Origin of the sequence: Marinobacter vinifirmus (genome assembly GCF_002258215.1) — a bacterium.
GTDB lineage: Bacteria > Pseudomonadota > Gammaproteobacteria > Pseudomonadales > Oleiphilaceae > Marinobacter > Marinobacter vinifirmus.
On record NZ_NEFY01000004.1, the window covers coordinates 1 to 12,479 of the forward strand.

10 protein-coding genes and 2 rRNA genes are annotated in these 12,479 nt (G+C 56.8%); all 12 read left to right on the forward strand.

What is annotated here, in order from left to right; genetic code table 11:
- The first annotated feature begins 20 nt into the window (after positions 1-20).
- The 12 genes from B9Q17_RS06215 to B9Q17_RS06270 all read left to right on the forward strand — a co-directional run bounded on the left by B9Q17_RS06215 (position 21) and on the right by B9Q17_RS06270 (position 12,423).
- Positions 21-2,912 (forward strand): 23S ribosomal RNA (locus B9Q17_RS06215).
- A gap of 106 nt (positions 2,913-3,018) precedes the next feature.
- Positions 3,019-3,132, forward strand: a 5S ribosomal RNA gene (rrf, locus tag B9Q17_RS06220).
- Positions 3,133-3,249: 117 nt separating this feature from the next.
- Positions 3,250-4,800, forward strand: coding sequence for a 2-isopropylmalate synthase (locus tag B9Q17_RS06225; RefSeq protein ID WP_094624561.1), 1,551 nt, complete (start codon positions 3,250-3,252; stop codon positions 4,798-4,800).
- Positions 4,801-4,841: 41 nt separating this feature from the next.
- A complete protein-coding gene (locus tag B9Q17_RS06230) occupies positions 4,842-5,618 on the forward strand; it encodes a hypothetical protein (RefSeq protein WP_094624562.1) in 777 nt (258 codons plus the stop codon).
- Positions 5,619-5,692: 74 nt separating this feature from the next.
- Complete coding sequence (gene rimI, locus B9Q17_RS06235; RefSeq protein ID WP_094624563.1) at positions 5,693-6,103, forward strand: ribosomal protein S18-alanine N-acetyltransferase; 411 nt, start codon at positions 5,693-5,695, stop codon at positions 6,101-6,103.
- A gap of 61 nt (positions 6,104-6,164) precedes the next feature.
- On the forward strand, positions 6,165-7,745 hold the full coding sequence (gene prfC, locus B9Q17_RS06240) for a peptide chain release factor 3 (RefSeq protein ID WP_094624564.1): 1,581 nt from the start codon (positions 6,165-6,167) through the stop codon (positions 7,743-7,745).
- Positions 7,746-7,773: 28 nt separating this feature from the next.
- Entirely contained in the window at positions 7,774-8,565 is a 792-nt protein-coding gene (locus B9Q17_RS06245) for a TatD family hydrolase (protein WP_094624565.1), read from the forward strand.
- A gap of 203 nt (positions 8,566-8,768) precedes the next feature.
- A complete protein-coding gene (gene rplM, locus B9Q17_RS06250) occupies positions 8,769-9,197 on the forward strand; it encodes a 50S ribosomal protein L13 (RefSeq protein ID WP_022988664.1) in 429 nt (142 codons plus the stop codon).
- Positions 9,198-9,209: 12 nt separating this feature from the next.
- Positions 9,210-9,602 carry a 30S ribosomal protein S9 gene (rpsI, locus tag B9Q17_RS06255; RefSeq protein WP_022988665.1) on the forward strand — a complete coding sequence of 131 codons (393 nt, stop codon included), beginning with the start codon at positions 9,210-9,212 and terminating at the stop codon, positions 9,600-9,602.
- A 237-nt stretch (positions 9,603-9,839) separates the two neighbouring features.
- Positions 9,840-10,436, forward strand: a complete 597-nt coding sequence (gene petA, locus B9Q17_RS06260; RefSeq protein WP_094624566.1) for a ubiquinol-cytochrome c reductase iron-sulfur subunit — start codon at positions 9,840-9,842, stop codon at positions 10,434-10,436.
- Positions 10,436-11,668: a cytochrome b gene (locus B9Q17_RS06265; protein ID WP_022988667.1), complete on the forward strand. Its 1,233-nt coding sequence runs from the start codon at positions 10,436-10,438 to the stop codon at positions 11,666-11,668. The genes petA and B9Q17_RS06265 overlap by 1 nt, the downstream gene beginning before the upstream one ends.
- Positions 11,668-12,423: a cytochrome c1 gene (locus B9Q17_RS06270; protein WP_094624774.1), complete on the forward strand. Its 756-nt coding sequence runs from the start codon at positions 11,668-11,670 to the stop codon at positions 12,421-12,423. The genes B9Q17_RS06265 and B9Q17_RS06270 overlap by 1 nt, the downstream gene beginning before the upstream one ends.
- Positions 12,424-12,479 lie beyond the last annotated feature (56 nt).

The following is a 12,479-nucleotide window of genomic DNA, read 5'->3' on the forward strand; positions in this document are numbered from 1 at the left end:
CAGTTGTCTTGGGGTTATATAGTCAAGCAACTAAGCGCATACGGTGGATGCCTTGGCAGTCAGAGGCGATGAAAGACGTGGAAGCCTGCGATAAGGTTCGGGGAGCTGGCAAACGAGCTGTGATCCGGACATCTCTGAATGGGGAAACCCACCTAACTTCGGTTAGGTATCTTACACTGAATCCATAGGTGTAAGAGGCGAACCGGGGGAACTGAAACATCTAAGTACCCCGAGGAAAAGAAATCAACCGAGATTCCCTAAGTAGCGGCGAGCGAACGGGGACCAGCCCTTAAGCTGGACAACTGGTAGGAGAAGGCCCTGGAAAGAGCCGCCATAGTGGGTGATAGCCCCGTATCCGAAACCTGAGTCCAGTGAAATCGAGTAGGTCGGCGCACGAGAAACGTTGACTGAACATGGGGGGACCATCCTCCAAGGCTAAATACTCCTGACTGACCGATAGTGAACCAGTACCGTGAGGGAAAGGCGAAAAGAACCCCTGTGAGGGGAGTGAAATAGACCCTGAAACCGTATGCGTACAAGCAGTCGGAGCAGACTTGTTCTGTGACGGCGTACCTTTTGTATAATGGGTCAGCGACTTATGTTCAGTGGCGAGGTTAACCGTTTAGGGGAGCCGTAGGGAAACCGAGTCTGAATAGGGCGAATCAGTCGCTGGACATAGACCCGAAACCGGGCGATCTATCCATGAGCAGGTTGAAGGTGCCGTAACAGGCACTGGAGGACCGAACCCACTGTCGTTGAAAAGCCAGGGGATGACTTGTGGATCGGAGTGAAAGGCTAATCAAGCCCGGAGATAGCTGGTTCTCCCCGAAAGCTATTTAGGTAGCGCCTCGGACGAATACCACAGGGGGTAGAGCACTGTTTCGGCTAGGGGGTCATCTCGACTTACCAACCCGATGCAAACTCCGAATACCTGTGAGTACTATCCGGGAGACACACGGCGGGTGCTAACGTCCGTCGTGAAGAGGGAAACAACCCAGACCGCCAGCTAAGGTCCCAAAGTACCAGTTAAGTGGGAAACGATGTGGGAAGGCTCAGACAGCTAGGAGGTTGGCTTAGAAGCAGCCATCCTTTAAAGAAAGCGTAATAGCTCACTAGTCGAGTCGGCCTGCGCGGAAGATGTAACGGGGCTCAAACTGGTCACCGAAGCTGCGGCTGCATACATTGTATGCGGGGTAGGGGAGCGTTCTGTAAGCCTGCGAAGGTGAGTTGAGAAGCTTGCTGGAGGTATCAGAAGTGCGAATGCTGACATGAGTAACGACAATGCGGGTGAAAAACCCGCACGCCGGAAGACCAAGGGTTCCTGCGCAACGCTAATCGGCGCAGGGTGAGTCGGCCCCTAAGGCGAGACCGAAAGGTGTAGTCGATGGGAAACGGGTTAATATTCCCGTACCTTGGATAGCTGCGATGGAGAGACGGAGAAGGCTAGGTGAGCCGGGCGACGGTTGTCCCGGTTTAAGCGAGTAGGGAGTGGACTTAGGCAAATCCGGGTCCACAATCCTGAGACGTGACGACGAGTGCCCAAGGGCGCGAAGTCATTGATGCCCTGCTTCCAGGAAAATCTTCTAAGCTTCAGGCTATTCGAGACCGTACCCCAAACCGACACAGGTGGTCAGGTAGAGAATACCAAGGCGCTTGAGAGAACTCGGGTAAAGGAACTAGGCAAAATGGTGCCGTAACTTCGGGAGAAGGCACGCCGGTGTGTACGTGAAACCCCCGCGGGTGGAGCGGAAGCCGGTCGAAGATACCAGGCCCCTGCGACTGTTTATTAAAAACACAGCACTGTGCAAACACGAAAGTGGACGTATACGGTGTGACGCCTGCCCGGTGCCGGAAGGTTAATTGATGGGGTTAGCACTTGTGCGAAGCTCTTGATCGAAGCCCCGGTAAACGGCGGCCGTAACTATAACGGTCCTAAGGTAGCGAAATTCCTTGTCGGGTAAGTTCCGACCTGCACGAATGGCGTAACGATGGGGGCGCTGTCTCTACCCGAGACTCAGTGAAATTGAAATCGCCGTGAAGATGCGGTGTATCCGCGGCTAGACGGAAAGACCCCGTGAACCTTTACTATAGCTTCACAGTGAACTTTGAGCATGCTTGTGTAGGATAGCTGGGAGGCTTTGAAACTCGGACGCCAGTTCGAGTGGAGCCAACCTTGAAATACCAGCCTGGCATGTTTGAGGTTCTAACTCTGGCCCCTTATCGGGGTTGAGGACACTGTGTGGTGGGTAGTTTGACTGGGGCGGTCTCCTCCCAAAGCGTAACGGAGGAGCACAAAGGTGGGCTAAGCACGGTCGGACATCGTGCGGTTAGTGTAATGGCACAAGCCCGCTTGACTGCGAGACAGACACGTCGAGCAGGTACGAAAGTAGGTCATAGTGATCCGGTGGTTCTGTATGGAAGGGCCATCGCTCAACGGATAAAAGGTACTCCGGGGATAACAGGCTGATACCGCCCAAGAGTTCACATCGACGGCGGTGTTTGGCACCTCGATGTCGGCTCATCACATCCTGGGGCTGAAGCCGGTCCCAAGGGTATGGCTGTTCGCCATTTAAAGTGGTACGCGAGCTGGGTTTAGAACGTCGTGAGACAGTTCGGTCCCTATCTGCCGTGGACGTTGGAGATTTGAGGAAAGCTGCTCCTAGTACGAGAGGACCGGAGTGGACGAACCTCTGGTGTTCGGGTTGTCACGCCAGTGGCATTGCCCGGTAGCTATGTTCGGACAGGATAACCGCTGAAAGCATCTAAGCGGGAAGCCCCTTCCAAGATGAGATCTCCCTGAGGCCTTGAGCCTCCTGAAGAGCCGTTCAAGACCAGGACGTTGATAGGCTGGGTGTGTAAGCGCTGCGAGGCGTTGAGCTAACCAGTACTAATTGCTCGTGCGGCTTGACTATATAACACCCAAGACAATTGCGGATAACGCAAGAGCAAGGCAAAGGCCACGCTCAAAGAAATCACCATCACGTTTTATCTCGTCCTTCCCAGTGATCATCCGTTTTGCCTGACGACCATAGCGGTCTGGAACCACCTGATCCCATCCCGAACTCAGACGTGAAACAGACCAGCGCCGATGGTAGTGTGGTTCGCCCATGTGAGAGTAGGTCATCGTCAGGCTCTTAATACCAAAACCCCCGACAGCGTTGCTGCCGGGGGTTTTTTCATTTCAGACCCGGGAGAAGTGATATACTGCCTCCCATCAACCACATCCAAGTTTTTGACGGGAGCCCTTCGATGGCGGCAAGCGATCATCTGGTCATTTTCGATACCACTCTCCGGGATGGCGAGCAAAGCCCCGGCGCCACCATGAACAAGAACGAAAAGCTTCGTATTGCCAAGGTGCTGGAAAAGCTCCGGGTGGATGTGATCGAAGCGGGTTTCGCGATTGCCAGCCAGGGTGACTTCGAGGCGGTCAAGGCCATTGCCGAATCCATCAAGGATTCCACCGTTTGCAGCCTTGCCCGTGCCCTCGATAAAGACATTGATCGGGCGGCAGAGGCGGTCCGGCCCGCGGCCAGTGGTCGTATCCATACCTTTATCGCAACCTCGCCTATCCACATGCAGCACAAACTGCAAATGCAGCCAGACGAAGTGGTAGAGCAGGCGGTTCGGGCAGTAAAGCGTGCCCGTAGCCATGTGGATGATGTGGAGTTCTCCTGCGAAGACGCCGGCCGTTCCGAGCTGGACTTCCTGTGTCGCATTATTGAAGCGGCCATCGATGCCGGTGCAACCACGATCAACATTCCGGACACCGTGGGCTATGCCATTCCGGAACAGTTTGGTGAAACCATTCGCCAGTTGCTCAACCGTATTCCTAACGCCGATAAAGCCATTTTCTCGGTGCACTGCCATAACGACCTGGGGCTTGCCGTAGCCAACTCTCTGGCAGCGGTCAGCAGCGGTGCACGCCAGGTTGAGTGCACCATTAACGGCCTGGGCGAGCGTGCCGGTAACGCCTCGCTCGAAGAAATCGTGATGGCGGTACGCACCCGGCAGGATCTGTTCCATATCGACACCCGGATCGATACCCAGCACATTGTTCCGGCGTCTCGCCTGGTATCCACCATTACCGGTTTCCCGGTTCAGCCGAACAAGGCAATTGTGGGTGCCAATGCCTTTGCCCATGAGTCCGGTATTCACCAGGACGGCGTGCTCAAGCATCGCGAGACCTACGAGATCATGCGTGCCCAGGACGTAGGCTGGCACACCAACAGCTTGGTGCTGGGAAAGCATTCGGGCCGTAATGCTTTCCGTACCCGCTTGCTTGAGCTGGGTATCCAGTTCGAGACCGAAACCGAACTGAACGAAGCGTTCACCCGGTTCAAGGCGCTGGCCGACCTCAAGCACGAAATCTTCGATGAAGATCTTCAGGCAATTGCCAGCGACACCAAGCAGAAAGAAGAGATCGGTCGCTACGGACTGGTATGCATGCAGGTTTGCTCCGAGACCGGCGTAGTGCCCAAGGCAAAGCTTACCCTTACCGTAGATGGCGATGAACACACGGTCGAGGCGGAAGGTAGCGGCCCCGTGGATGCCACCTTCAAGGCGATCGAGTCCCTGGTGGATTCTGGCTGTAACCTGCAGCTGTATTCGGTCAACAACATTACCAGCGGTACCGATGCCCAGGGGGAGGTCACCGTGCGCCTTGAGCGGGGTGGTCGAATCGTTAATGGTGTGGGTTCCGATACCGATATCATTATCGCCTCTGCCAAGGCCTACATCGAAGCCCTGAACCTCATTGCCGCAGGCGGTATCCGGCAGCATCCCCAGGTGGCGGATGTCTGAATCGGGTATGAGTGCGCTATTCAGGTCCATCGGAGACTGATGTGATTCAGACCGAAGCCGAGCGCCAGTTCTATCTGGGCATGTCGGGCATACGCATGTGGTATGCCCGCGATCCCCTTCCCGGTGCTGCGCCAAGTCCGGATTACGATTTCGGGGTGCAGGAGCCGGAAGCGGTTGCTGTGCCTGAAGTCCCGGTTATGCCGGCTGCTCCGCGTGCACGACGTGCTGACCCGGAGCAGGCTTCCCGTAACCGGGACAAGATTGCCCGCCTGCAGAGCTTGATGGAGCCGTCAGCGAAGGCCCCGGCGAGCGTGGGCGCCGAGTCGCCTGTCAGCCCGGCTGAGGCGCCAGCTCCCGGGGTAGAGGCTATCGAGCCTGAACCTGTGCCAGCAGAGCCGGTCACGGTCGCTGAGGATGTGCCACGGCTTAATCTGAAGGCCTGGACCGGGCGGCGGGTTACCCTGATTGCCGAATTGTCTGAAGACTCCAGTCTGGCGCTGCAGGAAACCCTCGCCCGGAATATTCTTCGTAGCCTTGGCGAGGATGCCTGCAAGGCTTCTGATTCCTTGCACTGGCCCTTGTTCAATAACCTCAAGGTGAGCCTCAACGGCGCTGAACACCTTGCTGTGGCCCTTGAAGCGCTGTTCGGAGGCCTGTCCGGGCAGAAGGTTGTTGTCCTGGGGAAAGTGGGCGACTGGTATAGCCAGGCGCTGGGGCGGGAGCCGGAGGTTGTTTTCGAGACGTCCCTGGCCACCCTTGCCACCGATCCGGAGCGCAAGCGCAAGTTGTGGCACCTGATCAAGCCCCTGAAAGCCTGAGCACTGCCGTGGGTAAGCCATCAGTCCTTCTTCGCCCTGACAGCGCAGTGATACGAACACTGGCGTCAGAAGACATGGCACAGGTGATGGAGCTGGAGCGCCTCGGGCATTCGCATCCATGGTCCGAAGGTATTTTCCGGGACTGCTTCAAAGACGGCTACCGGCTCTGGGCCCTGGAGCAGGATCACCGGGTTCTTGGGTTTGCCGTGATCAACTACCTGTTCGATGAAGCCCATTTGCTGAATATTTGTGTTCATCCGCAATTGCGCGGTCAGGGCGCCGGGCGCCAGTTACTGCAGCACGCGCTGGCAGAATCCGTCAAAGACGGCATGGTCTGCATGATCCTGGAAGTGCGGGACAGCAACCGGGCGGCGATAGAACTCTATGCCGGTGAAGGTTTCAGGGAAATAGGCCGCCGGCGAGGCTACTATCCCGACGGTCCCGGCCGTGAAGATGCCCGAGTCATGGCTTTACGGTTCACCTGAGCCCCCTCTGGCCCGTATAATAGCTCGTTTTTCAACCATACCATTCAGGTTTCCGATTTCTATGTCTAACCTTTCCCAGGAAGTGGCCAAGCGCCGCACCTTCGCGATTATCTCGCACCCGGACGCCGGTAAAACCACCATTACCGAGAAAGTCCTGCTGTTCGGCCAGGCTCTCCAGAAAGCAGGTACCGTCAAGGGTAAAAAATCCGGCCAGCATGCCAAGTCTGACTGGATGGAGATGGAGAAGGAGCGGGGCATCTCGGTAACCACCTCGGTGATGCAGTTTCCCTACGGTGGCAAGCTGGTGAACCTGCTGGACACCCCGGGCCACGAAGACTTCTCTGAGGACACTTACCGGACGCTGACCGCCGTAGACTCCTGCCTGATGGTTATCGACAGTGCCAAGGGCGTAGAGGAACGGACCATCAAGCTGATGGAAGTTACCCGGCTGCGTGATACGCCTATCCTCACGTTCATGAACAAGCTGGACCGGGATACCCGGGATCCGATCGAGCTGATGGACGAGGTGGAAGACGTTCTGAAAATCGCCTGCGCGCCGATCACCTGGCCGATCGGCATGGGCAAAGGCTTCAAGGGCGTTTACCACCTGCTGCGTGACGAGGTGATTCTGTACCAGTCTGGCCAGGGCCATACGATTCAGGAAAAGCGCATTATCAAAGGGTTGGATAGTCCGGAGCTGGATGAGGCTATCGGAAGCTATGCCAGTGACCTGCGGGACGAGATCGAACTGGTGAAAGGTGCTTCCCACGAGTTCGACCAGGAGGCATTCCTGGCCGGTGAACTGACCCCGGTCTTTTTCGGTACGGCGCTGGGTAACTTTGGTGTGGACCACATGCTGGACGGCCTGGTGGAGTGGGCACCGACCCCGCAACCCCGTGAGACCGATCAGAGAGTGGTTCAGCCCACGGAAGACGGTTTCTCCGGCTTCGTGTTCAAGATCCAGGCCAACATGGACCCGCAGCATCGCGATCGCATTGCCTTCGTTCGCATTGTTTCCGGCAGCTACAATCAGGGTATGAAAGCCCGCCATGTACGCATCGGTAAGGATGTAAGGTTCTCCGATGCGCTGACGTTTATGGCCGGCGACCGGGAGCATGCCGAAGAAGCCTTTGCCGGCGATATCATCGGCCTGCACAACCACGGTACGATCCAGCTGGGTGATACCTTCACCGCCGGCGAAGACATGAAGTTTACCGGCATTCCGAACTTTGCGCCGGAACTGTTCCGTCGGATTCGCCTGAAGGATCCGCTCAAGGCCAAGCAGCTGCAGAAAGGTTTGATCCAGCTGTCGGAGGAGGGCGCCGTGCAGGTGTTCCGGCCGATGCGTAACAACGACCTGATCGTTGGGGCCGTTGGTGTGCTGCAGTTTGATGTGGTGGTAGCCCGCCTGAAGAGCGAGTACAAGGTTGAGGCTATTTACGAACCGATTAATGTGGCGACAGCCCGGTGGGTGACCTGCTCTGACGACCGCAAACTGGACGAGTTCCAGCGCAAGAACCAGGACAACGTGGCTCTGGACGGCGCCGACCGCCTTGCCTATATCGCGCCGACCATGGTGAACCTGAACCTGGCCCAGGAGCGGTACCCGGACGTCGAGTTCCACAAAACCCGGGAGCATTGAGCCAATCGCTCCCGAAGCTGAGGTGACCATGAGGCTGGTAGATGCCCATTGCCATTTCGACTTTCCGCGTTTCGACGGGGTTCGGGAGCAGGAGCTGGCCGCTGCGGCAAAGGGCGGGGTCAGGGCCCTGGTGGTGCCGGGGGTGCGCAGGGCCGATTGGGATCGTGTCCAGGCGCTGGCGAACCCGGCGCGCGGGATCTGGTATTGCCTGGGAATTCATCCGTGGTTTGTGGAAGAACACACAGAGGCTGACCTCGAGCTGCTCGGGCAACGGTTGGGCAGTCACCCCGATGGCTGTATTGGCGTGGGTGAATGTGGGCTGGATGGCCTGAAGGGTAGCTTTGAAGAACAGCTGCCCTGGTTTCGCGCCCAGATACAGCTGGCCACCCGGCACGACTATCCCCTGGTGATCCACTCGGTGAAGGCCCACGACCAGGTCCATGCTGCCCTGCGGGCTGAGCGATGGCAGGGCAGGGCGCTGGTGCACGGGTTCTCCGGCAGTTACCAGCAGGCCAGTAAGTTGGTGGACCTGGGGTGTTATATCGGCGTCGGGGGTGTGATTACCCACGACCGGGCCCGGAAAACCCGGGATGCCATAGCCCGGCTGCCGGCAGAAGCCCTGGTGCTGGAAACCGACGCGCCGGATATGGCGCCGGCCGGCGTTGAGAAAGGAATGAATAGCCCGGCTTGCTTACCGGCGATACTGGATTGCCTGGCCCGGTTGCGGGGGCAGGATGCGGAGGCCCTGGCGGAAGTGTTGCTGGCGAATGTGAGTCGCCTTTACGGGCGTTCGGAAAGCGTCCTTGCTCCATCGGGATAGGGGTTTAACGAAACACAGATAGGCAGGGTTGGCATTCCTGGTGGGTTCGAGTATACTTCGCGCCCTGGCTTTTCAAGGCGATGTCACTATCTCAGCCCCGAATGGTGTCAACGTCAACATACAGGTATGAACCTCCTCCGGATGCCTTGCATTTACCGGTGGTGGTTTTTAACGTTTCTTATATAGCGTTCAAGGCGGAATCAATGAAGACTCTGAGTGCGAAACCAGAAACAGTAAAACGTGACTGGTACGTTGTAGACGCAGCCGGCAAGACGCTGGGTCGTCTGTCAACCGAAATCGCCCTTCGTCTGCGGGGCAAGCATAAGCCTGAGTATACCCCTCACGTGGACACTGGCGACTACATCATTGTTATCAATGCCAGCCAGGTGAAGGTTACCGGCAAAAAGGCATCAGCAAAGATGTATTACAGCCATACCGGCTTTCCGGGTGGAATCAAATCCATCAACTTCGAGAAGCTGGTTGACAAGGCTCCCGAGCAAATCATTCAGAAGGCCGTAAAAGGCATGCTTCCGAAAGGCCCGCTCGGCCGTGCCATGTTCAAGAAGCTGAAAGTGTACGCAGGCGCTGAGCATGCTCATGCCGCCCAGCAGCCCAAAGAACTCGACATCTAACGGAAGGCGAATATGTCTGTAGCACAAAATTACGGTACTGGTCGCCGCAAATCATCCACGGCTCGCGTCTTTATCAAGCCGGGTAGCGGTAACATCTCTATCAACGGTCGCACCATCGAAGATTTCTTCGGTCGTGAAACTCTTCGGATGATCGTTCGTCAGCCGCTGGTGGTTGCCGAGTCTGAAGATCGTTTCGATATCACTATCACTGTTAAGGGTGGTGGTATCAGTGGCCAGGCTGGCGCAATTCGCCACGGCCTGACCCGCGCCCTGATGGAATACGACGAAACTCTGCGCCCGTCCCTGCGCAAAGCGGGTTATGTCACCCGTGATGCACGTAAGGTTGAGCGTAAGAAAGTGGGTCTGCGTAAAGCGCGTAAGCGTCCGCAGTACTCCAAGCGTTAATTGGCAGTTCCTGCCGATGGAAAACCCGGTCTTATGGCCGGGTTTTTTTATGCCCGGCTGACGGAAATATTTTTGATCTGGCGCAGGGATAAGGCAGGCCAGCCGCCATTCCGGCTTGTAAGCGGTGGGTAATTTCATTACCATTTCAGCGCTTACATTTTCGGGTTGTGAAGTCCTTTTCGAAGCGCAGAGTCGGGTTTTCCGCATCTGTGCCTCGCCTGATGGGAGAAAACCATAATGAGTAATGGCGACGTGAGCCAAGGCCGGCGCCGATTTCTGATCGGTGCCACGTCTGTGGTAGGTGGTGTCGGCGTCGTCGGTGCAGCCGTTCCTTTCGTAGCGTCCTGGAATCCCAGTGCGAAAGCGGAAGCAGCGGGTGCACCGGTAACCGTCAACATCGACAAGATTGAACCAGGCCAGCAGATCACCGTGGAGTGGCGCGGAAAGCCGGTGTGGATTATCCGGCGTACCCCTGAGATGCTCGAGAATATCGAGAAACTCAGTCCACGATTGAAAGATCCCGAGTCTACAGCAACCAGCCAGCAGCCGGAGTATATCAGTGGGTCTACGCGCTCCCTGAAGCCGGAGTTTATTGTGCTTGTGGGAATCTGTACTCACCTGGGCTGTGTGCCGACCTACCGTCCGGAAGTGGCTCCGGCGGATCTGGGCGACGAGTGGCTGGGCGGCCTGTTCTGTCCGTGTCACGGTTCCAAGTTCGATTTGTCGGGCCGGGTATTCTCCGGGCAGCCGGCGCCTCTGAACCTGGAGGTTCCGCCTTACCGGTATGACAGCGACACGACCATGACCGTTGGTCTTGATCCGGAGGCAGCGTGATGCAGAAACTTCTGAATTGGGTAGATGAGCGTCTGCCGGTTGTCGACGCCTGGAACAAACACCTGGCGAAGTACTATGCGCCGAAGAACTTCAACATGTGGTACTTCTTCGGTTCCCTGGCCATGCTCGTACTGGTTAACCAGCTGGTTACCGGTATCTGGCTGACCATGAGCTACAACCCGTCTGCGGAAGGCGCCTTCGCTTCCGTTGAATACATCATGCGTGATGTGGAGTGGGGCTGGCTGTTGCGCTACCTGCACTCAACCGGTGCCTCTGCGTTCTTCGTGGTGGTCTACCTGCATATGTTCCGGGGTCTGATGTACGGCTCGTACCAGAAGCCGCGCGAGCTGATCTGGATCTTCGGTATGCTGATCTACCTGGTGCTGATGGCTGAAGCCTTCATGGGCTACCTGCTGCCCTGGGGTCAGATGTCCTACTGGGGTGCCCAGGTTATCGTTAACCTGTTTGGTGCCATCCCGGTTATCGGTGAAGACCTGTCTCTGTGGATTCGTGGTGACTACCTGATCTCCGGTATTACCCTGAACCGCTTCTTCGCACTGCACGTGGTTGCCCTGCCGATCGTCCTGCTGGGCCTGGTTGTCCTGCACATCCTGGCGCTGCACGAAGTTGGCTCCAACAACCCTGACGGTATCGAGATCAAGAAGAACAAGGACGAAAACGGTATTCCGAAAGACGGTATCCCGTTCCACCCGTACTACACCGTGCATGACCTGCTGGGTGTGGCGGTATTCTTCTTCATCTTCTTCATTGTTGTGTTCTTCTTCCCGGAAATGGGTGGCCTGTTCCTCGAGAAGCCGAACTTCGAGCCGGCTAACAACCTGAAGACGCCTGCGCACATTGCGCCGGTATGGTACTTCACACCGTTCTACGCCATGCTGCGTGCGGTCACGGTTGACCTGTTCGGCCTGGATGCGAAGTTCTGGGGTGTTGTGGTAATGGGTGCGGCCATCGCTATCCTGTTCGTGCTGCCATGGCTCGACAGAAGCCCGGTTCGCTCTATTCGCTACAAGGGCTGGTTGAGCAAGATCGCACTGGCCATCTTTGCGGTGAGCTTCATCATCCTTGGCTACCTGGGTATTGTTCCGGCAACGGAAGGTCGTACTACGGCTGCGCAGATTCTGACCGCCCTGTACTTCCTGTACTTTATCCTCATGCCGTTCTACACACGCATGGAGAAAACCAAGCCAGTTCCAGAAAGGGTGACAGGATGATGAGAAAGCTTATTTTTGGTCTCGTTTTCGCCATCCTGCCGGCCATCGGCCTGGCAGCTGGTGTCGCGGTTCCTCTTGACCCGATGGAGCCGGATCATACCAACAAGGAATCCCTGCAGCGTGGTGCGGCACTGTTCACCAACTACTGCATGGGTTGCCACTCCATGGAATACGCCCGCTACAAGCGCGTGTCGGATGACCTGGAGGTCCCTGCCCAGTTGTTCGAGGAGAACCTGATTTTTACCGGTGCCAAGATCGGTGAACTGATGAAGAACTCCATGAACAAGGACATGGCTGCTGACTGGTTTGGTGCTCCGCCACCCGACCTGACGCTGGAAACCCGTGTGCGTGGCGAGTCCTGGGTATATTCCTACCTGCGTGGCTTCTACAAGGACGAGACCCGTCCGCTGGGCGTGAACAACGCTGTGTTCGACCTGGTGGGTATGCCCCACGTAATGGTTGACCTGCAGGGTCTGTGTGCGGTCAAGCCGAACATCGGTGTAGACGCGTCGGTAGAGCCGCTCAGTGGCAACATCAACAATGGTGATGTCTGCCCCGAGTACGCCATCGAAGGCAGCATGTCCGGTGCTGAGTTCGACCAGGCGATGTGGGACCTGACCAACTTCATGTCTTACATGGGTGACCCGGTAAAAGTAGAGCGCGAGCGGTTGGGGATTTTTGTCCTGATCTTTGTGGTGATCTTCTTCATCTTCGCGTACCTGCTTAACCGCGAGTACTGGAAAGACGTACATTAAGATTTAGGGTATAATCCCGGATCCTGAATTCCAGCGGGCCCAGTCGGGTCCGCTGG

Excerpts from the sequence above, each read along its gene's own strand:
- rpsI (WP_022988665.1), top strand. The coding sequence starts at position 9,210 with ATGTCTGTAGCACAAAATTACGGTACTGGTCGCCGCAAATCATCCACG.
- B9Q17_RS06225 (WP_094624561.1), top strand. The coding sequence starts at position 3,250 with ATGGCGGCAAGCGATCATCTGGTCATTTTCGATACCACTCTCCGGGAT.
- rplM (WP_022988664.1), top strand. The coding sequence starts at position 8,769 with ATGAAGACTCTGAGTGCGAAACCAGAAACAGTAAAACGTGACTGGTAC.
- B9Q17_RS06245 (WP_094624565.1), top strand. The coding sequence starts at position 7,774 with ATGAGGCTGGTAGATGCCCATTGCCATTTCGACTTTCCGCGTTTCGAC.
- B9Q17_RS06270 (WP_094624774.1), top strand. The coding sequence starts at position 11,668 with ATGAGAAAGCTTATTTTTGGTCTCGTTTTCGCCATCCTGCCGGCCATC.
- prfC (WP_094624564.1), top strand. The coding sequence starts at position 6,165 with ATGTCTAACCTTTCCCAGGAAGTGGCCAAGCGCCGCACCTTCGCGATT.
- B9Q17_RS06265 (WP_022988667.1), top strand. The coding sequence starts at position 10,436 with ATGCAGAAACTTCTGAATTGGGTAGATGAGCGTCTGCCGGTTGTCGAC.
- rimI (WP_094624563.1), top strand. The coding sequence starts at position 5,693 with ATGGCACAGGTGATGGAGCTGGAGCGCCTCGGGCATTCGCATCCATGG.
- petA (WP_094624566.1), top strand. The coding sequence starts at position 9,840 with ATGAGTAATGGCGACGTGAGCCAAGGCCGGCGCCGATTTCTGATCGGT.